This window comes from Bradyrhizobium sp. 61 (genome assembly GCF_023073075.1).
Lineage (GTDB): Bacteria > Pseudomonadota > Alphaproteobacteria > Rhizobiales > Xanthobacteraceae > Bradyrhizobium > Bradyrhizobium barranii.
The window spans coordinates 25888-47398 of record NZ_JADPIU010000026.1; the positions used below are offsets into that span (position 1 = coordinate 25888).

General features: G+C 65.1%; 19 protein-coding genes. 12 read left to right on the top strand and 7 right to left on the bottom strand.

Annotated features, from left to right (window positions below; all coding sequences use genetic code 11):
• The first annotated feature begins 94 nt into the window (after positions 1-94).
• Positions 95-1234: an A/G-specific adenine glycosylase gene (gene mutY, locus IVB46_RS09165; protein WP_247342539.1), complete on the top strand. Its 1140-nt coding sequence runs from the start codon at positions 95-97 to the stop codon at positions 1232-1234.
• Between the two features lie 52 nt (positions 1235-1286).
• Positions 1287-1709, top strand: a complete 423-nt coding sequence (locus IVB46_RS09170) for a PaaI family thioesterase (RefSeq protein ID WP_247314328.1) — start codon at positions 1287-1289, stop codon at positions 1707-1709.
• Between the two features lie 270 nt (positions 1710-1979).
• Here IVB46_RS09170 and IVB46_RS09175 read toward each other — a convergent pair whose 3' ends face one another.
• Complete coding sequence (locus IVB46_RS09175) at positions 1980-3251, bottom strand: flavin-dependent oxidoreductase (protein WP_247314326.1); 1272 nt, start codon at positions 3249-3251, stop codon at positions 1980-1982.
• 141 nt (positions 3252-3392) lie between these two features.
• Here IVB46_RS09175 and IVB46_RS09180 point away from each other — a divergent pair, with 141 nt between their 5' ends.
• Entirely contained in the window at positions 3393-4013 is a 621-nt protein-coding gene (locus IVB46_RS09180; protein WP_071917660.1) for a glutathione S-transferase family protein, read from the top strand.
• Between the two features lie 93 nt (positions 4014-4106).
• Here the strand turns inward: IVB46_RS09180 and IVB46_RS09185 are convergent, their stop codons facing one another.
• Positions 4107-5030 (bottom strand): LysR family transcriptional regulator, encoded by a 924-nt coding sequence (locus IVB46_RS09185; RefSeq protein WP_247314324.1) that lies wholly within the window; start codon positions 5028-5030, stop codon positions 4107-4109.
• Positions 5031-5121: 91 nt separating this feature from the next.
• Between IVB46_RS09185 and IVB46_RS09190 the strand changes: the two genes are divergently transcribed.
• From IVB46_RS09190 to IVB46_RS09215, 6 genes are all read left to right on the top strand, one after another.
• Positions 5122-5565, top strand: a complete 444-nt coding sequence (locus IVB46_RS09190) for a nuclear transport factor 2 family protein (protein ID WP_247314322.1) — start codon at positions 5122-5124, stop codon at positions 5563-5565.
• A 53-nt stretch (positions 5566-5618) separates the two neighbouring features.
• The gene (locus tag IVB46_RS09195; RefSeq protein WP_247314320.1) at positions 5619-5786 is read left to right on the top strand and encodes a DUF1127 domain-containing protein; all 168 of its coding nucleotides are present in this window, start codon (positions 5619-5621) and stop codon (positions 5784-5786) included.
• Positions 5787-5984: 198 nt separating this feature from the next.
• Entirely contained in the window at positions 5985-6503 is a 519-nt protein-coding gene (locus IVB46_RS09200; protein ID WP_247314318.1) for a biliverdin-producing heme oxygenase, read from the top strand.
• Complete coding sequence (locus IVB46_RS09205; RefSeq protein WP_247314316.1) at positions 6500-9046, top strand: HWE histidine kinase domain-containing protein; 2547 nt, start codon at positions 6500-6502, stop codon at positions 9044-9046. The genes IVB46_RS09200 and IVB46_RS09205 overlap by 4 nt, the downstream gene beginning before the upstream one ends.
• 270 nt (positions 9047-9316) lie before the next feature.
• On the top strand, positions 9317-11326 hold the full coding sequence (locus IVB46_RS09210) for a methyl-accepting chemotaxis protein (protein ID WP_247342543.1): 2010 nt from the start codon (positions 9317-9319) through the stop codon (positions 11324-11326).
• 297 nt (positions 11327-11623) lie between these two features.
• Positions 11624-13633, top strand: coding sequence for a HAMP domain-containing methyl-accepting chemotaxis protein (locus IVB46_RS09215; RefSeq protein WP_247314312.1), 2010 nt, complete (start codon positions 11624-11626; stop codon positions 13631-13633).
• 58 nt (positions 13634-13691) lie between these two features.
• On the opposite strand, the gene IVB46_RS09220 is transcribed toward IVB46_RS09215, so the two are convergent.
• Positions 13692-14378, bottom strand: a complete 687-nt coding sequence (locus tag IVB46_RS09220; protein ID WP_208085119.1) for a glutathione S-transferase family protein — start codon at positions 14376-14378, stop codon at positions 13692-13694.
• Positions 14379-14539: 161 nt separating this feature from the next.
• A complete protein-coding gene (locus tag IVB46_RS09225; protein WP_247314310.1) occupies positions 14540-15415 on the bottom strand; it encodes a LysR family transcriptional regulator in 876 nt (291 codons plus the stop codon).
• A gap of 103 nt (positions 15416-15518) precedes the next feature.
• On the opposite strand from IVB46_RS09225, the gene IVB46_RS09230 reads away from it, so the two are divergent.
• Positions 15519-16409, top strand: a complete 891-nt coding sequence (locus tag IVB46_RS09230; RefSeq protein WP_247314308.1) for an SDR family NAD(P)-dependent oxidoreductase — start codon at positions 15519-15521, stop codon at positions 16407-16409.
• A 16-nt stretch (positions 16410-16425) separates the two neighbouring features.
• Here IVB46_RS09230 and IVB46_RS09235 read toward each other — a convergent pair whose 3' ends face one another.
• Complete coding sequence (locus IVB46_RS09235) at positions 16426-16752, bottom strand: hypothetical protein (protein ID WP_028150730.1); 327 nt, start codon at positions 16750-16752, stop codon at positions 16426-16428.
• Positions 16753-16932: 180 nt separating this feature from the next.
• Entirely contained in the window at positions 16933-18063 is a 1131-nt protein-coding gene (locus IVB46_RS09240) for a site-specific DNA-methyltransferase (protein WP_276010111.1), read from the bottom strand.
• A gap of 401 nt (positions 18064-18464) precedes the next feature.
• On the opposite strand from IVB46_RS09240, the gene IVB46_RS09245 reads away from it, so the two are divergent.
• Together IVB46_RS09245 and moaB are read left to right on the top strand one after the other, a co-directional pair.
• Positions 18465-19400, top strand: coding sequence for a neutral zinc metallopeptidase (locus tag IVB46_RS09245; RefSeq protein ID WP_063985124.1), 936 nt, complete (start codon positions 18465-18467; stop codon positions 19398-19400).
• A 203-nt stretch (positions 19401-19603) separates the two neighbouring features.
• On the top strand, positions 19604-20167 hold the full coding sequence (gene moaB, locus IVB46_RS09250) for a molybdenum cofactor biosynthesis protein B (RefSeq protein ID WP_085402539.1): 564 nt from the start codon (positions 19604-19606) through the stop codon (positions 20165-20167).
• Between the two features lie 343 nt (positions 20168-20510).
• Here moaB and IVB46_RS09255 read toward each other — a convergent pair whose 3' ends face one another.
• A complete protein-coding gene (locus IVB46_RS09255) occupies positions 20511-21488 on the bottom strand; it encodes a helix-turn-helix domain-containing GNAT family N-acetyltransferase (protein ID WP_247314304.1) in 978 nt (325 codons plus the stop codon).
• Positions 21489-21511 lie beyond the last annotated feature (23 nt).

Below are 21511 nucleotides of genomic sequence, written 5' to 3' on the forward strand. Positions count from 1 at the left end.
CATTGGAGAGCGGTCCGCGAAGAAAGACGTGGATGCCCGCGACGAGCGGGGGCATGACGTGGAGAGGCCGGCGCGTTGCCGCTACAGTGAGAGCATGAGCCCCAAATCGGCACTAATGGCCAAGTCGGAACCAATTCAGTCGGAGGCATCGGCTCGCCCAACGCTGTTGCTCGCCTGGTACGACCGCCATCGCCGCCGTCTGCCATGGCGCGCGATGCCCGGCGAGATCTCGGACCCTTACCGCGTCTGGCTCTCGGAGATCATGCTCCAGCAGACCACCGTGAAAGCCGTCGGCCCTTATTTCGAAAAGTTCGTCGCGCGCTGGCCGGATGTCACGGCGCTGGGGCGGGCCTCGCAGGATGACGTGCTGCGGATGTGGGCCGGGCTCGGCTATTACTCCCGCGCGCGCAATCTCCATGCCTGCGCGGTCGCCGTGACGCGCGAGCACGGCGGTGTGTTTCCCGACACGGAAGAGGGGCTGCGCGCGCTGCCGGGGATCGGGCCCTATACGGCAGCCGCGATCGCTGCGATCGCGTTCGACCGCCGCACCATGCCGGTCGACGGCAACATCGAGCGCGTGGTGTCGCGCCTGTTCGCCGTCGAGGAGGAGCTGCCGCAGGCCAAGCCGCTGATCCAGCAACTGGCGGCGACGCTGCTTGCGGACGCTCGCGCCGGCGACGAGACGTCTCGCGCCGGCGACAGCGCGCAGGCGCTGATGGATCTGGGCGCCTCGATCTGCACGCCGAAGAAGCCGGCCTGCTCGCTCTGTCCGCTCAATGAGGATTGCACCGCGCGTGCGCTAGCGACGCAGGAAACGTTTCCGCGCAAGGCGCCGAAGAAGAGCGGAACGTTGCGGCGCGGGGCTGCCTTCGTCGTGACGCGCGGCGGCGAGCTGCTGGTCCGCTCGAGGCCCGAAAAAGGCCTCCTTGGCGGCATGACCGAGGTGCCGGGCTCGGACTGGCTGGCCGGCCAGGAGGACGCGACGGCGAAGCAGCAAGCGCCCGACCTGAAGGGGCTGTCGCGCTGGCAGCGCAAGGTGGGCGTCGTCACCCACGTGTTCACGCATTTTCCGCTGGAACTGGTGGTCTACACGGCGAAGGCCGAAGCGCGCACGCGCGCGCCCGAAGGCATGCGCTGGGTGCCGATCGCGATCCTCGCCGGTGAAGCGCTGCCCAACGTCATGCGCAAGGTGATCGCGCACGCCCTGGACCCTTCAGCGGCCCCACCTTCCTGACAGCGCGCTGGCAGCAGCGCTAAGCTATCAGCGCCCGATACGGAGGCTGCCAATGGTCAAGACCGCACTCGATAACTTTCCAAGGCCGCCCTGCGCCGAGCTGCTCGGATGGCGCCTGCTCGATGCCCGTCCGGAGGAGGGCTGGATCAGGCTCGCTTTCGAGGGCAAGCCCGAGTTCTGCAATCCGGCGGGCTTCATCCAGGGCGGCATGCTCTCTGCCATGCTCGACGACACGATGGGGCCGGCCGTGCTGGTGATGAGCGAGGGCCGGCTCTACACCACCACGATCAGCATGACCGTGAATTTCCTCAGCCCCGCAAGGCCCGGTCCGATCATCGGCGAGGCCAAGGTGACGCAGCTCGGCAAGACGATTGCGTTCGTCGAGGCGAAGCTGATGGCGGAAGACGGCACGGTGCTGGCGACGGCGAGCGCCAGCGAACGGCTGCTGGAAGCGGCGAGGGTGGTGGGGAAATAGTCGAGCCGCGCATTCCTCTTCCCTTCTCCCCTTGCGGGAGAAGGTGGCATAGGCGGCCTTCGGGCCGCCGTTCTTAAGAGAACGCCGAAGCGAAGCTTCGGCTATGGCGCCGGATGAGGGGTATGTCTCCGCGAACTCAAATGCGAGTTGGACTCGTGGAGACAGACCCCTCACCCAAGTGAGCCCGCATCTGCCAGCGTCGCCGCCCTCTCCCACAAGGGGCGAGGGCGCATTTATGAGCATCTCGCTTTGAGCGAGAGCATCACACCCTCACGCGCGCGCACCAGCACTCACGATCGGCGGCTTCGCATTCAGCGCCTCGACCTGGAAGCCTGCGACGCGCTTGTAGTTGGCGGCGATGTCTTCCAGCTCCTGCTGCGACAGCACGTCGGTGACGACGTCGTAGCCGTCAGGCGCGCGCTCCTCGACGAGCTGCATCACCTGCTCGGGGCCGTTCTTGCGGTTGAGCAGGACGAGGTCGGTGGTCGCGGGCCTGCGCTCGGCCTCATAGGCGAGCAGCGCCGCAGTCGTCGGGCCATGCGCCAGGATCTCGCGCGTGATGGTGCGGGCATCGAGGATCGCCTGTGAGGCGCCGTTCGAGCCGATCGGGTACATCGGATGCGCGGCGTCGCCCATCAGCGTGACGCGGCCGAAGGTCCATTGCGACACCGGATCGCGGTCGACCAGCGGATATTCGTAGGCGTGCGGGCAGTTCTTGATCAGGCCGGGGACGTCGAGCCAGTCGAACTGCCAGCTCTCGAACCAGGGCAGAAACTCCTCGAGCCGCGCGGTGCGGTTATAGTCCTCGCGCCGCCACTGATAGGTCGGCGGCATGTGGCGCTCGGCAACCCAGTTGATCAGGTGGTTGCCCGCTGCGTCCGGCGCCTTCGAAATCGGATAGCAGACGAATTTCAGGATCTCGTGCCCGGCCATGATCATGGTGCGGCCGGTGAGGAACGCCTTTGACGGCGTGACGCCGCGCCAGAGGATGCGGCCGTTCCAGATCGGCGGTCCCTCCTGCGGATAGAGCTTTTCTCGCACGGCGGAATGGATGCCGTCGGCGGCGATCAGGATCGCACCCTCGTAAGTGCCGGCGGCCTTGCCGCTCGTCTTGTCGATGAAGTCGGCGCGGACGCCGCCCGCCGTCTCGGTCCAGCCGGTCAGATGATGGCTGGTCAAAATGTTGTCGCGGCCGAGCCGCTCGACCGCAGTGTCGAGCAGGAGCTGCTGGAGGGTGCCGCGATGGATCGAGAACTGCGGCCATTTGTAGCCGGCTTCCAGGCCGCGCGGCTCGCTCCAGATCGGCTTGCCGTGCTTGGAGAAATAGGCGAGCTCGCGGGTCCGCACGCCGCTTTCGTCCAGCCGGTCCATCAGCCCGAGCTCGATCAGCTCGCGCACCGCATGCGGCAGCACGTTGATGCCGACCCCGAGCGGCTTCAGTTCCGCGACGCCCTCGAACACTTTTACGGGAACGCCGATTCCGTGCAGGCTGAGCGCAAGCGTCAGCCCGCCGATGCCGCCACCGGCGATGAGTACGGTCATGACAAAACCCCTCCGATTGCGGGCGTCTTGGCACAGGCGGGCGGCGGTGGGCAACTGCGAAGAGCAAAAGCACGGAGAACGCCGTGCTATGGACCTGGCGGCCCGCAGCCGTTAGTTTCCAATTTTCCCATGAGGTCCGACATGCTCAAGCTCTACTACGCGACCGGCACCTGCGCGCTCGCCACCTACATGACCCTGGAGGAGGCCGGCGCCGACTACACGGCTGAACGGCTGAGCTTCAAGGATAACCAGCAGAACAGCCCGGACTATCTCGCGATCAATCCGAAGGGCCGCGTGCCGGCGCTGGTGACGGATCGCGGCGTGCTGACCGAGACGCCTGCGATGCTGGCCTACATCGCGCAGACCTTCCCCAAGGCGAAGCTCGCGCCGCTCGACGATCCCTTCGACTTCGCCCAGGTGCAGTCGTTCAATTCCTATCTCTGCTCGACCGCGCACATCAACCATGCCCACAAGATGCGCGGCGCGCGCTGGGCGACGCAGGAGAGCTCGTTCGCCGACATGAAGGCGATGGTGCCGAAGAGCATGGGCGCCTGCTTCTCCTTGATCGAGCAGAAGATGTTCAAAGGTCCCTGGGTGATGGGCGACCAGTTCACGATCTGCGATCCCTACCTCCACACGCTCTCGCTCTGGCTCGAGGGTGACAGCGTCGACATCAATGCCACGCCGAAGATCGCCGATCACTTCAAGCGCATGTCAGACCGCCCCGCCGTGCGCAAGGTGATGGACGCGCAGAAGGCGTAAGGTTCTTGTAGGGTGGGCAAAGGCGCGAAGCGCCGTGCCCACCATCTATCCGCGCTATGAAAGAAGTGGTGGGCACGCTTTGCTTTGCCCACCCTACGATAGCTTGCGCTTGGCTTGGTCCAATTCCCGTCCCGTCGCCAGCATCAGCCGCCGCAGCCAGATCGAGCCCGGGTCCATCTGTGCGCGGGTCGGATGGAACATGAACTGTTCGTCGATCCCGGGATCGAGCGGCGGCGTCACCGTGACGAGGCCGAACTGCTTCGACAGCGCCGCGATCAGCCGGCGCGGCACGAAGGCGACGAGGTCGGTGCGGGCGGCGACGTGCAGCGCTTCGAGATAGCCTGACACCACCAGCGAAATGTGCCGCTCGATGCCCTTGGTCCGCAGCCAGGTGTCGATGAGATCCTCCGGTTGGCCGCGGATGATCACGCCGACATGGCGTGCCGCCAGGAACGTCTCGCGCCGCTTCAGCTTCGCAGCCATGGGATGGCCGCGCCGCACCGCCAGCGCGTCGCTGTCGGTGTAGAGCAACTGGCGGTGAAAGCCCTTGAAGGCGTTGCCGATCGAGATCACGAGGTCGATGGTGCGGGCGAACTCGGCGTGGAAGATCGCAGGGCCCCGCCACGGTACGACGTCGATACGGACGTTGGGCGCGGCCCGCGTCACTTTTTCCATCAAGGGCGGCATCAGCAGCTCGACCGCGAGATCCGGCATCATCAGGCGGAATTGCCGCTCGCTGCGCGCGGCGTCGAAGTCGTCGGGTATGAACAGCCCGCGCACCTGGTCGAGCGCCTGGGCCAGCGGTGCGCGGAGGGCTTGCGCCCGCGGCGTCAGCTCCATGCGCGCGCCGGTGCGCACCAGCAGCGGATCGCCGAAGATGTCGCGCAGGCGTTGCAACGCATGGCTCGCGGCCGGCTGCGACAGCCCGATCCGAAGCGCGGCCCGGCTGACATTGGCCTCGCGCAGCAGCGCGTCGAGCGCGGTCAGGAGATTGAGGTCAAGCGAATTCAAATTCATAAGGCGAATAGATATCATATCCACTATCGATTTGAAGAATTCTTATCCGGCAGGGATGATCTCCGTGTTGCCACCAAACGGAGATGCCGCCATGAGCGCGAGCGCCAACAAGAAACTGATGCAGGATATCTTTGCCGCCGCCGCCAGCCCCGATCCGGCCGCGCGCGATCGGGCTCTGTTCGCCGCAAGCCTTGCCGACGATGCCAGATGGGTCGTCACCGGCCAGTATTCCTGGTCGCGCACCTTCACCGGCAAGGAGGCGATCCTCAACGATCTGCACGGTTATGTGCGCACCCGCTTGCGCGACCGGACCCGCACCGTAGCTCACCGTTTCATCGCCGATGGCGACGTCGTCGCGGTGGAAGCCAAGGGCGACAACGTCACGCCCGAGGGCGTGCGCTACGACAACGACTACTGCCTGGTGTTTCGTCTCGAGGACGGGAAGATCAAGGAGATCCGGGAATATTGCGACTCGACCCTGACCGAGAAGGCGCTCGGTCCGTTTCCGCAGACGCCCGTGAGGGCCGCGAGCTGACCGGATTGAGGACCATCTCGTCCGCCGACCGGTGCCGTCGGCCTCGTTCGGCGATGGTCGTGTCGATCTGGCGCAGGCTGATAGCGATTGTCCATGTCAGGCGCGAACGGTCGCGGGCCCGGTACCAGCTCGCCGCCATGAGCGACCGGGAGCTTCAGGACTGCGGCATGACCCGGGCGGAGATCGCGTACGAACTGAGGAGACCGGTGCGACGGAGTTAGACAAACGGACGAGATCCAGGTGCCGCCTGCCTCCCATTTTATCGTAGCCGGCGGAACCTTCGGGTTCCGCCGGACGTTTGCTCGGTTCGGAGGCAATCGCGCCCCCGGCATCGCACGCGTTTGGGACATTTCATGCTGGCTGGGGTTTCGGACGTTTCAACACAGGTGGGCCGCAGCTTTTCCGGACTCCGCGAACGATTGAGAGATGCGACTGCGAATGCGCACCGGGAGCTCGATGCGCAGCTTTCGTCGTTCGACCTCACAGTCCTGTCCGGTTACCGCCGCTTCCTGCAAGCCAGCGCCGGCGCACTTCTTCCGCTCGAAGCTGCGCTTGTGCAGGCCGGCGTCGCCAAGATGTTTCCGGATTGGCGGGAGCGAGCGCGTAGCGCCGCGATCGCGGCCGATCTCGCGCAGCTCGGCAGCGCCGCACAATCCACCGTGTCCGTGCCGCCGCTGACGCGCAGTGGCATGCTCGGCACGTTATACGTTCTGGAGGGCTCCCGGCTCGGCGCAAAGTTTCTACTGAAGGCGGTCGCGGATGCGGGCGATCCGCGCATCGGCGAGGCCACCGCCTATCTCAGCCATGGCGCGGGCAAACGGCTCTGGCAGAGCTTTCTGGCGAAACTTCAAAACGAAGAGGATTGCGACGCGGACGAGACGATCGAATCGGCACGTCTCGCCTTCGCGGCCTTCGAGCAGGCGGCGGACCGCGCATGAACGAGGCGGTCAATCTCACCAATTGCGATCGCGAGCCGATCCACATCCCCGGCAGCGTCCAGCCGTTCGGCTTCCTGCTCACGGTGCTGTCGGATTTCACGATTTGCATGGCCTCCGACAATGTCGACAGCTTTCTCGGGACTGACGTCGCCGACCTGCTCCAGCAGCCGCTGTCGCGCGTCATCTCGGAAGCCGCCGTCGAGACCATTCGCAGCCGCGTCGATCATCTCAGCGGCCCCGATACGACCGAGCGCATGTTCGGTGTCGAGCTCCAGGCCGGCAAACCGCCTTACGATCTCTCCATCCACTTCTCCGGAGCCTATCTGGTCATCGAGGCGGAGCCCAGCGTCAACGAGCCCGGCGTCAATTCCGGCGAGCTCGTCCGCCTGATGCTGGAGCGAATCCGCAAGACGCGCGGCATGACCGAGCTCGCCCGCGAGGCGGCGCGCCAGCTCAAGGTCCTGACCGGGTTCGACCGCGTCATGGTCTATCAGTTTCATCCGGACGGATCGGGCGAGGTGATCGCTGAAGCTGCGGAAGCCGGCCTCGAACGGTTCCTCGGCCTGCACTATCCGGCCTCCGACATCCCCAAGCAGGCCCGCATCCTTTATCAGCGCAACTGGCTGCGCATCATCGCCGATATCAATTCGAAACCAGCCGCATTGTTTTCGACGGCCACGCACAATGCTGGGCTGCTCGATCTCTCCATGAGCGTGCTGCGCTCGGTCTCGCCGATTCACATCGAATATCTGCGCAACATGGGCGTCGGGGCTTCGATGTCGGTGTCGATCCTGCGCGACGGCAAGCTGTGGGGCCTGTTCGCCTGCCACCATTATTCGCCGCGCTACATCTCGTTCGAGAAGCGCACCGCGTCCGAGCTGTTCGGGCAGATGTTCTCCTGGATCGTGGAGGGGCGCGAGCGCGAGGGCAATGTCGCCTACGAGATGCGCGCTCACCAGGTGCAGGAGCGGTTGATCGAGACCGCGGCCTCGCACGAGCACAGTCGGCGCGCGATTGTCGACTTCCTCGGCGACTATCGCGGGATGATCGATTGCGACGGCGTGGCGGTGTGGTCCGACAACAAGATCACGCTTCAGGGCCAGACGCCGACCGAGGACGAGGTGAAGGAGCTGGTTGCCTTCATCAACCGGACCTCGCCGGGACGGATTTTCGCCAGTGCCGAGATTGCCAAGGTCTATGCCGCCGGCCAGTCCTTTCGCGACCGCGCGGCGGGATTCCTCGCCATTCCGATCTCGCGGACTCCGCGCGATTGCCTGATCTTCTTCCGGCGCGAGGTCGTGCGCTCGGTGAACTGGGCCGGCGCGCCCGACAAGGTCTATGACGAGGGACCGAACGGACCGCGACTGACGCCGCGCAAGAGCTTTGAGCTCTGGCAGGAAACGGTGGCGGGCCAGTCGAAACCGTGGTCCACGGCCGACATCCGCATCGCCGAGAGCCTGCGCGTCACGCTGCTTGAAGTGATCCTGCAACTGTCCGACCTTGCCGCCCGCGAGCGTCGCGGCGCGCAGGAGCGGCAGGAGCTGATGATCGCCGAGCTCAATCACCGCGTCCGCAACATTTTGAGCCTCGTCCGCGCGCTGGTGGCGCAGAGCAAGGACACCGCCACGTCGGTCGAGGAGTTCGCCGGCGTGCTCGGCGGCCGCATCCAGGCCTTGGCCCGCGCCCACGACCAGATCACCAATTTGAACTGGGCGCCGGTCGCGCTGCGCTCGCTGGTCGAGTCCGAGGCCGGCGCCTATCTCGGCGCGCGCGCCGGCCGCGTGAAGATGGGCGGGCCCGATGTCGCGCTCGATCCCAAGGCGTTCGCGACGCTGGCGCTGGTCGTGCACGAGATGATGACCAATTCCGCCAAATACGGCGCGCTCGCGGATTCCACCGGCCAGGTCGAGGTGGTCTGGCGGCTCGATCCGAATTCGAGCCTCGAGATCGAGTGGAAGGAGAGCGGCGGGCCGCCGGTGCAGCCGCCGTCGCGCCGCGGCTTCGGCACCACCATCATCGAGCGCTCGGTGCCGTTCGACCTCAAGGGCGAAGCCGAAATCCGCTTCGACCTGCTGGGCGTCCAGGCCAAATTCGTCATCCCGCCCAATTTCGTCGAACTGGTCCCATCAATCGCAGGAGCCGCTATGCGCGTCGAGGAGCAGCAACCCGCCCGTCCGCGAATTTCCGAGACGGCACTGATCGTCGAGGACAATTTGATCATCGCCATGGCGGCGGAAGTCATCCTGCTCGATCTCGGTGCCCGCCATGTCGATACCGCGGCGAGCGTCGACCAGGCGTTGCGCGCGATCGAGCGCACGCGTCCGGGTTTTGCGCTGCTCGATCTCAACCTCGGCAACGAGAGCAGCATCAAGGTGGCCGAGAAGCTGAAGGAGATCGGCGTGCCCTTCATGTTCGCGACCGGCTATGGCGAGCGCGCGCCGATCCCGGAAGAGCTGGCGTCCGCGCCGGTGGTCCAGAAGCCCTACACGCTGGAAGTCGTCGAGAACGCGCTCGGCAAATTGCAGGGGACGGTCGCTCAATAGACATCCATCCCGGCGACGCGTGCAGCGCTCTGCAAGCGGCTGCGGGCTTTGCATCGAAACCTGCGCAACTGCCGATAAAATCAGCAGGTCCTGTGCGGGCCGGCGCACACATGCGCGAAAAATCGGAAGGTTCAATTAACGAGTGTCCCTCATTGTACCGCGGTGCAGCGTGGGTGCCGAAAAGCGACTCGCGGCTGCCGGGGGTGGCCGTGACGATTGCCGGGGTCGTTCGTCCGCCCGAATTCACATGCACCTGGGTGGACAGTGGGAATGCCGAACTTTCGTTTGCGGATCAGGGGGCGCCTGTACGCAGGCTTCATGGCCTTGGTGGCGGTTGGTCTCGTGATGGCGGTGGTCGCCATCTGGAATTTGCGGTCCGTGCAGGACCAGGTCGCAAAGGCTTCGGCGTTTTCTGACAGCACGGCGCGGGTCCTGGAGGTCTCGACCCATCTTCAGGCGATCCAGCGCGCCAATCTGCGCTACATCTACGACGCCAGCGAGCCCGCAATGAAGGAGGCCGCAGAGCGGGAGACCGCGGCGACCGAGCTGTTGAAGGTCGGGGCGCAGGGGACGCTCTCCGAGGAGCGGCGGAAGCTCTACAACGATCTGATCGCCGACATCGCGAAAATGCGAAGCTTGCGTGACAATCTCGGCGACGCCGTCAACGAGGCGCGGACCGGCAAGGCGACGCTGCTGCCGAGCGGTGACGAACTGACTGTCAAGATGGGCAAGCTGGTCGATGTGGCGCGCGCAGCCGTCGACGAAGACACCGGGGCCCTCGTTGCGGACCTCGAATCCAGGCTCCTTCTCGTCCAGATCGCGAACTGGCGTTTCCTGGCCCTGCGCGACAGCAAGGGGCCCGCCAACTTCAGAACCAATGTGGACAGGGCGTCGCAGCGCCTCTCGGCGCTCGAAAAGAGCCCGCAGGCGACCGAACTGCGCACGACGCTCGCGCCGGTGAAGACCTCGCTCGGAATCTACAAATCCGCGTTCGAGACGACGTCGGCCGCGATGCTCCAGGCCGACGAGATCTACCACAAGAGCCTCGCGCCCCTCATCGTCGACAGCATCGCCAAGCTCAAGGTCGCGGAAGCCGCCTTGAAGAAGGACTACAAGGAGTCGCGCAGCCAGGCCGAAGCCGTAATTGACGGCACGACCACCGTGCAGGCGATCGCGGGCGGCCTTGCCACCCTGTTCGGATTGATCGTCGCCTTCCTGATCGCCCGCAGCATCGTTGGTCCCCTGACCTCGATGACACGCGCGATGGGGTTGCTGGCCGGCGGCAATCTCGAGGTCGAGATTCCCGGGCGGGGCAAGGCCGACGAGATCGGCGACATGGCCAAGGCGATCGAGGTGTTCAAGACCAACATGATCGACACCGAACGGCTGCGCACGGAGCAGACCGAGACCGAGGCGCGGCAGGCGGAGAGCCGCAAGGCCGACATGGTCCGGCTCGCCGACCAGTTCGAGCAGGCGGTCGGCGAGATCGTCGACACCGTGTCGTCGGCATCGAACGAGCTGGAGGCGTCGGCGGGCACCCTGACGGCGACCGCGACGCGCGCGCAAAATCTGTCGACCGAGGTGGCGTCGGCGTCACAGGAGGCCACGGCCAATGTGCAGGCGGTGGCGTCCGCGACCGAGCAGCTGTCCTCCTCGGTCACCGAGATCGCCCGCCAGGTGCAGGAATCCGCCCGGATCGCCAACGAGGCCGTCGGTCAGGCAAGCAGGACCAATGAGCGCGTCGGCGAGCTGTCCAAGGCGGCCGCCCGCATCGGCGACGTGGTCGAACTGATCAGCACGATCGCCGGCCAGACCAACCTCCTGGCGCTGAACGCCACCATCGAGGCCGCGCGCGCCGGCGAGGCCGGCCGCGGCTTTGCGGTGGTCGCCTCCGAGGTCAAGGCGCTGGCCGAGCAGACCGCGAAGGCGACCGGCGAGATCGGCCAGCAGATTTCGAGCATCCAGGCCGCGACCGAGCAGTCGGTCGGCTCGATCCGTGAGATCAGCGGCACCATCGAGCGGCTGTCGGAAATCTCGTCGGCGGTTGCCGCCGCCGTGGAAGAGCAGGGCGCGGCGACGCAGGACATCTCCCGCAACGTCCAGCAGGCCGCCCATGGCACGCAGCGCGTCTCGATCAATATCGGCGACGTCCAGCGCGGCGCGTCCGAGACCGGCTCGGCCTCCTCGCAGGTGCTCTCGGCGGCGCGCTCGCTGTCTTCAGACAGCAACCGGCTGAAGCAGGAAGTCGCGAAGTTCCTGGACTCGGTCCACGCCGCCTGACCGGCGCGGACCCGCAAAAGCAAAGGTCCACGCGCATGCGCGTGGACCTGCCATTGCGGCGTGGTGGGATGAGGACATCGCTCGCGCGCGCCACCGCTTGATGTCCGGAATACGGTGGTGTCTTCGTCGGCTTCTCCGTATTCGACACCGGTAAAATACAGCCGCAATTAACAATTGTTCCGCATTGTACGGCAGCGCAGCGCGAATCTCGCAGGCGTGGTTGCAATGATCAGTCGCTTGCAATCGCGCCAAGGTCGTCGGCTGCTTCTGCTTTTCTGCTGCAATGGGTGGACAGTGATGCCGAGCTTGCGTTTGAGAATTCGGGGGCGTCTCTACGCCGGATTTTCGGTTCTCGTGGTCGTTGGTTTGATCATGGCCGCGGTTGCGGTCTGGAATTTGTGGGCCGTCCAGGGCCAGATGGCGCGGCTCTCCGCGCTCTCGGACAACACCGCCCGCGTTCAGGAAATCTCGATCAACCTCCAGGCGCTGCGGCGTGCCAATCTGCGTTACATCTATGACGCCAACGAGCCGGCCTTCAAGGAGGCTGCGGAGCGGGAGGCGGCGACGGCGGAGCTGTTGAGGGCCGCGGCCAAGTCGACGGTCTCCGAGGAGCGGCTCAAGATCTACAATGGCCTCGTCGGCGACGTCGACAAGATGAAGTCCCTGCGCGAGCGCATGGGCGCTGCCGTCAACGAAACGACGAAAGGCAAGGCCATTCTGCTTGCCGGCGGCGACGAGCTGACCGCCAATACCGGCAAGCTGGTCGACGCCGCGCGTGCAACCGAAGATACCAGCGTGACCGCCCCCGTCGCCGATCTCGAATCCAAGATCCTCCTTGTTCGTGTCTCAAACTGGCGCTTCCTCGCCGTCCGGGACGCAAAGGGGCCGGCGACCTTCAGGACCAATGTCGATCGGGCGCAGCAAGCACTCAAGTCACTTGAGGGGGCCGGTCTGCCGGACGAGGTCAAGGCCGCGTTCGGGCCGATCAAGAGTTCACTTTCGACCTACAAGGGGGCCTTCGAAACGACCTCCGCCGCAATCCTCCAGGCCGATGAAATCTACCGCAACGAGATCGCCCCTCTGATCAGCGATAGCGTCGACAAGCTCAAGGTGGCGGAGACCGGATTGAAGGCCGACTACCAGAAGTCGCGCGCGGCCGCCGATGGCGTCATTGCCAGCACGACCTGGATTCAGGAAGTCGCCGGCGGCCTTGCGATCCTGTTCGGCGGCCTCGTCGCCTTCCTGATCGCGCGCAGCATCGTCGGACCGCTGACCACGATGACCCGGGCGATGGGAGCCCTCGCCGGTGGCGATCTCAAGATCGAGATCCCCGGCCGTGGCAATCGCGACGAGATCGGCGACATGGCCAAGGCGATCCAGGTGTTCAAGGAGAGCATGGTCGAGACCGACCGCCTGCGCCACGAGCAGGTCGAGGTCGAGGCGCGGCAGGCGGAGAGCCGCAAGGCCGATATGCGAAACCTGGCCAATCAGTTCGAACGAGCGGTCGGCGAGATCGTCGACACCGTGTCGTCGGCATCAAACGAGCTCGAGGCTTCCGCGGGCACCCTGACCACGACGGCAACGCGCGCCCAGGATCTGTCGACGGAAGTCGCCAGCGCCTCCCAGGAGGCCTCGGCCAATGTGCAGGCCGTTGCCTCGGCGACCGAGGAGCTGTCCTCCTCGGTCTCGGAGATCGCCCGCCAGGTGCAGGAATCCGCCCGCATCGCCAGCGAGGCCGTCGGGCAGGCAACGCGGACCAACGAACGGGTCGGTGAGCTGTCCAAGGCCGCCGCCCGCATCGGCGACGTGGTCGAGCTGATCAGCACGATTGCCGGCCAGACCAATCTGCTGGCACTGAACGCAACGATCGAGGCGGCGCGTGCGGGCGAGGCCGGTCGCGGCTTTGCCGTGGTCGCCTCCGAGGTCAAGGCGCTGGCTGAGCAGACCGCGAAGGCCACGGGCGAGATCGCCCAGCAGGTCTCCGGCATCCAGGCCGCGACGGAGGAGTCGGTCGGCTCGATCCGGGAGATCAGCGGCACCATCGAGCGGCTGTCGGAGATCTCGTCGACGGTTGCGGCGGCCGTGGAAGAGCAAGGCGCCGCCACACAGGAAATCTCCCGCAACGTCCAGCAGGCCGCTCACGGCACGCAGCGCGTCTCGACCAATATCGGCGACGTCCAACGCGGCGCCTCCGAGACCGGCTCGGCCTCCTCGCAGGTGCTCTCGGCGGCGCGCTCGCTGTCTTCGGACAGCAACCGGCTGAAGCAGGAAGTCGCAAAATTCCTGAGCTCGGTCCACGCCGCCTGAGCCGCAAACGCAAAAGGCCACGCGCATGCGCGTGGCCTCCAAAAGCTGCGTCGCGCGATCAGGCGACCTTCGTCGTCATGTGCTTGAACATGTTGGCGCGCGCCTCGTCGTCCATCTCGGCCTTGAAGGTGAACTTGTCCTTCAGCGCGATCGCACGCGCCGCCGCCGGCCGCGCCGAGATCTCGTCGACCAGCCGCTTCACGTTCGGGTAGCGCGCAAAGGCATCGTCGCCGAGCTTGAACGGCACCATCCGCGCCCAGCCCCACAGCGCCATGTCGACGATCGAATAGCTGTCGCCGACCATATAGCTGCGGCCTTCAAGGTGACCGTCGAGAATCTTGTAGTGGCGATCGGTCTCGTACTGGTAGCGGTTATGGGCGTAGTCGTGGTTCTGGTCCTTCGGCGCAAAATGCTTGAAGTGCACGGCCTGGCCCGAATACGGCCCGACGCCGGTGGCAATGAACATCAGCCATGACAGCGTCTCGCCGCGGACATTGGCGGCGGGGAGGAACTTGCCGGTCTTCTCGGCGAGGTAGAGCAGGATGGCGTTCGAGTCGAACACGATGGTGCCGTTGTCGTCGATCGCCGGCACCTTGCCGTTCGGATTGATCTTCAGATAGTCCGGCGCGAACTGTTCGCCCGTGCGGGTGTCGATCTTGACCGGCTCGAAGGCCAGGCCGGCCTCTTCGAGATACAGCGCGACCTTGGTCGGGTTCGGCGATCCGTTGAAATAGAATTTGAGCATGTTTGTCTCCCCAATTCCCTTTTTAGAGAATGATTGCAGCGTCGCGGCCTTCTGTGCCTGAACATGGCCTGAGAGAGCAACCGGCGAGTTTGCCGGGCGGTGTCTGCGCGGTACGCAGATCAGCCGGCGTAACAAGGGCCGATCGCCGCCGTAATGGCGGTTCAAGTCCGGCTGAGCCGTTCCCGCAGGAATTCGATGAAGCGCTGCGTCTTGGCTGGCAGCAGGCGCGTCTCGGTGACTGCGTAGACGGTGACGGGCGAGCCCTGCCATTGCGGCATGATGCGACGCAGCCGGCCATCCGCCACTTCCTCGGCCACGATCTCTTGCGGCAGAAAGGCGATGCCCATGTCGAGCGTTGCGAGGCGGCGGATCAGTCCCACGTTGTTGAGCCGAAAACGGCCGTCGACGTCGGTCTGCTCCATCTGCGTGCCGCTGTGTAACGTCCACGCACTCATCTTCGTCATACACAGGCATTGATGATGGGTGAGGTCCGCAGGTTCATGCGGCTCGCCGTTGATGTCGAGATAGCGCGGCGAGGCGTAGAGATATCCCGGCATGCGGGCGAGCGGCCGCGCGATCATGTGGGACGGCTCTGATTCTCCGACGCGGATCGCCAGATCGAACGGCTCCGATACGAGATCGACACGTCGCGGCGTCAGGTCGAATTCGAAATCGATGTCGGGATATTGCTGCGCGAATTCGGCGATCAACGGTGCGAGGTAGGTGTTCGCGAAATCCACCGGCAGCGAGACGCGGAGCATGCCGCTCGGCTGCGCCAGCATCCCGTCCAGTTGCTCATGCGCCAAGCGCGCCTCGTCCACGATGCGCTTGCAGCGCTCGAAGTAGATCTGGCCGGCTTCGGTTAATTCGATCTTGCGGGTCGTCCGGTTCAACAGGCGAAGCCCGATCTCCTTCTCCAATAGATCGATCCGGCGCGACAGCGTCGAATTGGGCATGTCGAGGGTCTTGGCGGCGCGACGGAAGCTGCGGGCCTTCGCGACCTCCACGAACAGCGCCATATCGTTCAACAACGCCATTCCATTATTCCATCAATGGATCAATCAGTTCCATTTTACGGCATTTATTCCATTGAGTGGAAGGTCCATCTGCCCTTTGCTGACATTGCAGGGCAAGCCATCCATGAAACGCGTAGAACTCGACAAGAACCTGAAGGTGAATCCGCCGGCGCTCGAAGGCCTCAGGCTCGCTGGATTGAATGTGGCGGTGATCGGCGGCACCGGCGGCATTGGCCGGGCGTTCAGCCGCCAATTGGCGGCCAAGGGGGCGCGTGTCCTCGTCGTCGGCCAGACGTTCCGTGATCAGAACGTGCCGGGCATCGCATTCATGCAGGCCGATCTGAGCCTGATGCGGGAAGCCAGGCGGATCGGCCGTGAGCTTCCCGCCGAGACGCTCGACATCGTCGTCTTCACGACCGGCATCATGGCGGGGCCCAGGCGTGAGGTGACGGCGGAAGGCATCGAACGCGATCTTGCCGTCAGCTATCTGAGCCGCTTCGTCATCCTGAACGCGATCGCCTCTCGTCTTGGAAGGGACAGGGCCACGGCCACATTCAAGCCTCGGATATTCGTCATGGGATTCCCCGGGACGGAGCAGAGGGCCGATGTCGCCGATCTGAATTCGGAACGGAGTTACAAGCGGTTCGCGGCCCACTCGAACACCGTGGCGGGCAACGAAGTGCTCGTCCTCGAGGCCGCCAGGCGCTTTGCCGATGTCGATGTGTTCGGCCTCAATCCCGGCTTCGTGAAGACCGATATTCGCGCCAATCTGCTCGGGTCGCGTGCGCTCGTCTCGCTGATCAATTGGCTGACCAGCTTCATGATGGTCGAGCCGGACGCCTATGCCGAGCGACTGGTGCCGCTCTTGGTGTCGCCTGATCTCAACGGCCGCAGCGGTGTCATGTTCAACAACAAGGCTGAGGCGATCCTGCCGAGCCCTTCGTCTGCGGAGCGATCCTACGCGACGGCGCTCATGGATGCCTCCGATCGATTGATCGCCCGTCTGGCGCCGTGAGGCCGCGCCTCGACGCTCAACTGGAATAGAGCAGGCCGACGACGGCGATGACGATCATCCCGGCGCCGACAGCGTCCAGCCGCATCGCGAGCCGCGTGGCGGCGTGCATGCTGGAGGCCCGCGTCTTGCGCTCCGATCCGCGCGCGTAGCCGTGCACGATGACGTCGTGATTGAAATTGTCGTGGGCCTCGTTGCTGCTGGCCAGCCCGACGCAGACCACCAGCACGCCGAAGATGGCGAGGCCGAAAAAGCCGAGCAGGGCGATCAGGAACATCGGAAACATGCCGAGCAGGAAGATCGGCAGCAGCGGCACCAGCAGCAAAGTCTCGGACTGTCGTCGCATGGGAGCCGGACCGGTCAGGACGGGGCTGATCTGCGAAATCTAGTCCTGGCTGTGGCGGCATTCAAGGAGCCGTAGGGTGGGCAAAGCGAAGCGTGCCCACCAAATCTGCGTCCCGGGGAGAGAGATGGTGGGCACGGCGCAAGGGCGCCTTTGCCCACCCTACGAGATCGCGGGAAGTGGCTACTCCGCCCCGATCCCCGCACGGATCTCGGCACGGAACTCGTCGATCAGCTTGAGACCCTTCTTGGTCTCGACATGCCAGAAGGTCCAGCCGTTGCAGGCTTGCGCCCCTTGCGCCACGGCGCCGATGCGGTGGATCGAGCCGACCTTGTCGCCCAGCATGATGGCGCCGTCGGCGCGCACGAGTGCGCCGAGCTTCTTCTTGGCGTCGAACAGTTTCGTGCCGGGGATGATCATGCCGCGCTCGATCAGCTCGGAGAACGCGACCCGCGGCGCCTCGCGCGCGGTCATGAACGGGGCGAGGCTTTCTTCCGGCAGCGGCTCGACCGCGGCGATGCGGGCTTCCGCCGCCTTCGCGTAGGTCTTGTCGCGCTCGAAGCCGATATAGGAGCGGCCGAGACGCTTGGCGACCGCGCCGGTGGTGCCGGTGCCGTTGAAGGGATCGATCACGAGATCGCCGGGTTTCGACGACGACAGAAGCACGCGCGCGAGCAGGCCTTCCGGCTTCTGCGTCGGATGCACTTTCTTGCCGTCGGCGCCCTTGAGGCGCTCCTCGCCGGTGCAGAGCGGGATCAGCCAGTCGGACCGTGCCTGCACGTCTTCGTTCGCCGCCTTCAGCGCCTCGTAGTTGAACGTGTAGCCCTTGGCCTTCTCGTCGCGCGCGGCCCAGATCATGGTCTCATGCGCATTGGTGAAGCGGCGGCCGCGGAAATTCGGCATCGGGTTCGACTTGCGCCAGACGATGTCGTTCAGGAGCCAGAAGCCGAGGTCCTGCATGATCGCGCCGACGCGGAAGATGTTGTGATAGGATCCGATCACCCAGATCGTCGCCGACGGCTTCATCGCGCGGCGGGCGGCAAGCAGCCAGGCACGGGTGAAATCGTCATAGGCGGAGAACGAATCGAACTTGTCCCAGTCGTCGTTGACGGCATCGACATGGGATTCGTCGGGGCGCTTCAGATCGCCCTTGAGCTGGAGATTGTAGGGCGGATCGGCGAACACGAGGTCGACCGAACCGGCCTGAAGCTTCGACATCTCGGCGACGCAATCACCGAGGATGATGCTGTGCGAAGCGGACTCAAAATTTGTGCGGGGCGCCCTTGCAGACGCCCCGCGACGCGACACTACCATGACTCAAGAACTCTGACTCAGGCGACGCTGTCGGCGACGCGGGACCAAACAACCGACTGACCGTTACAATGGAGCGGCAAAGTAAAAATCGACTTAACCCGCCGCTTTCGTGAGCATCCCTCGCATCGCGCATGGCGCGCGTTTCGCTCTGCGCATTCGTCGTGTTTTCCAGTGTATTTCGTATTTCTTCGCGTTGCGGGAGCAGTCAGGTCGCCAAATTTCTCTCGGAAAAAATTGCACGACCCCGGAAAAAATTGCTGGCATCGGCATGCTGTCGCACTAGGCAATAATTGCCGAGCGGGATATTGATTAACGCATTGGAAATTTTACGTGTGTGGCGCGTTGAGCTTTCGCGCTTCTGCGCCCAAATGACGCCAATTGAGGACTGAGGGAAACCCGCCATGCGTTATGATGATTTCCGCCGCAGCGACGACATTGAGGATCGCCGCGACGGCGGTGGCGGCATGGGCGGCGGCGGAGGCGGGTTCGGCCTGCCGATGGGCGGCGGCGGTCTGGGCATCGGCACCATCATCGTGCTCGGCCTGGTCGGTTATGCCTTCGGCATCGATCCGCGCATCCTGATCGGCGGCGCCGAGATCCTCACCGGCGGCGGCCAGGCGCCTTCCTACCAGACCGATCGTCAGTCGACCTCCGCCAAGCGCGGCGCGCCGACCGACGAGATGGGCAGCATGATCTCCGGCATCCTCGGCGAGATCGACGACCGCTGGAGCGAGATCTTCCAGGCCAGCGGCCAGTCCTACACCGGTCCGAAGGTGGTGCTGTTCCGCAACGTCACCAATGGCGGCCGCTGCGGCCGGGCAGAGTCGGCGATGGGGCCGTTCTACTGTCCGCCGGATCGTACCATCTTCCTAGACACCAGTTTCTTCCGCGAGGTCGAGACGCGCTTCCGCGGCTGCTCCGGCAAGTCCGCCTGCAACTTCACCACCGCCTACATCATCGCGCATGAGGCTGGCCATCACATCCAAAATCTGCTCGGCATCATTCCGCGCGTGACGCGGCTGCAGCAGCAGGCCGGCAGCAAGGCCGAGGCCAATGCGCTCCAGGTGAAGGTCGAATTGCAAGCCGATTGCCTGTCCGGCGTCTGGGTCAATCGCGAGTCGAAAAAGCGTCCGAACTTCCTCGAGCCCGGCGACATCGACGCCGCGTTGACCACGGCGAGCGCGATCGGTGACGACACGCTGCAACGCCAGGCCACGGGACGCGTCGTGCCCGATTCCTTCACGCACGGCTCGGCGGCGCAACGCAAGCAGTGGTTCATGACCGGCTACCAGCAAGGCACCGTCCAGGCCTGCAACACGTTCGGCAGCGGGTCGTAGGAACGTCGGTCTCGTGCCCCGGACGCGACGCGAATTATGATGCGCGATTGCGCATCCTGGAATCCGGGAGTAGTGGCGTCATCCTGAGGTGCTCGCCTCTTGGCGAGCCTCGAAGGATGGCGGAGCTTCCGGCCCATCCTTCGAGGCGCGCTTGCGCGCGCACCTCAGGATGACGGCGGTGGTTGGGAAGCAGGAGTGAAGTCGTGGCCTCGATCGACGAGTCAAAACAATTCATCCCGCTCAACATCGCGGTGCTCACCGTCTCTGACACGCGCGCGCTCGCCGACGACAAGTCCGGCCAGACGCTGGCCGACCGCCTCACCGCGGCGGGCCATCATCTTGCCGCGCGCGAGATCGTCACCGACGACGTCGAGGCGATCCGCGCCGTCGTCCGCCGCTGGATTGCTGATGCCGGCATCGACGTCGTCATCACCACCGGCGGCACCGGTTTTACGGGGCGCGACGTCACGCCGGAGGCGATCGAGCCGCTGTTCGAGAAGCGCATGGACGGCTTCTCGATCGCCTTCCACATGCTGAGCCACGCCAAGATCGGGACGTCGACGATCCAGAGCCGCGCCACCGCCGGCGTCGCCGGCGCCACCTACATCTTCTGCCTGCCGGGCTCGCCCGGCGCCTGTCGCGACGGCTGGGACGGCATCCTCGCGGCCCAGCTCGACTACCGCACGCGTCCCTGCAATTTCGTCGAGATCATGCCGCGCCTGGACGAGCATCTGCGAAGGGCAAAGGCGCAGGGCGCGACGGTGTGAGTGCGCTTTCTTCCCTTCTCCCCTCATGTCCGCCGAAGCCTTGGCGAAGGCGGATGTGGGGGAAGGTGGCGCGTAGCGCCGGCTGAGGGGTCTCCATCCGCACGGAGTACTCGGAGACATACCCCTCACCCAAGTGAGTTCGTGTCTACCAGCGTCGCTGCCCTCTCCCGCAAGGGGAGAGGGCACAGCAATGCGCATCGTACTTCGCTGATCCGCTAGCTCTTCCGCCGCAGCGAGCCCCACACCACGCGCCACATAGTCCGGCGCGCCTCCACGTGCAGCCGTCGCGCCCGGCGCTTGTAGAGATCGACGAGCTCTCCCGTGATGAGCGCGTGCCGCCGCATCAGAGATCGCGCTCCCAGGTTTCGCCGGTGAGGTTCTGGCCAAAACTGCGATGCGGCTCGGTGGCGGTCAGCTTGAAACCTGCGTCCTGATAGATTTTTCGCGCGGCGACCAAATTGCTCTGCGTCCACAGCGTCATCCGCCGATAGCCGCAGGCGCGCGCAAAGGAGACGCATTCGGCGACAAGCCGTTGGCCTAGCCCTTGCCCTCGCGCGGCCGGATCGAGCAGCAGCAGGCGCAGCTTGGCGACGTCGTCGCTGGCCTTGACCAGAAATACCGAGCCGACCGGCCGGCCCTCGATGTCGGCGATCCAGCAGCGCTCGCGCGAGGCATCGTAGGAGGTCATGTATTTGGCGACGATCTCGGCCACCAGCGCCTCGAAGCCGGAGTCGAAACCGTATTCGCTGGCGTAGAGCGCGCCGTGGCTCTGCACCACCCAGCCCATGTCGCCCGGGCGGGGCTCGCGCAGGGTCGCGCGCGGGGATGGCCTGCGCGGCATGGCGAGCAGCCGCTCGATCGTCTCCATCGCGCCGGTGAGCTTGCTGCGCTCCTCATCCGGCAGCGGCCGCAGCATCGCGGCGACGTCGTCCTGGGACGAGCGTTCGAGCTTGGCGAACGCCTGGCGGCCCTTCGTGGTCAGGCTCAACTGAACCTGCCGGCGGTCGCTCGGAAGCGGCTTGCGCGCGATCAGGCCGCTCTCGTCGAAATTCTGCACGATGCGGCTGAGATAGCCGGCGTCGAGCCCGAGCGCGATGCCGATCTCCTTGGCCGATTGCTCGCCACCATGGGCCAGCTCGTAGAGCACGCGCGCCTCGCTCAGCGAGAACGGGCTCTTCAGGAGCTGCTGGTCGAGCACGCCGAGCTTCTGGGTGTAGAAGCGGTTGAACGCGCGAACCGCCTGGACCTGGTCGTCAGCGACCTGTTCGGTCGAAGAGGGGCCGGATGGCGAAGGGCTGGATGACGAAAGGGCTGATGGCATGGGTCACCTCGATACTTGCCATT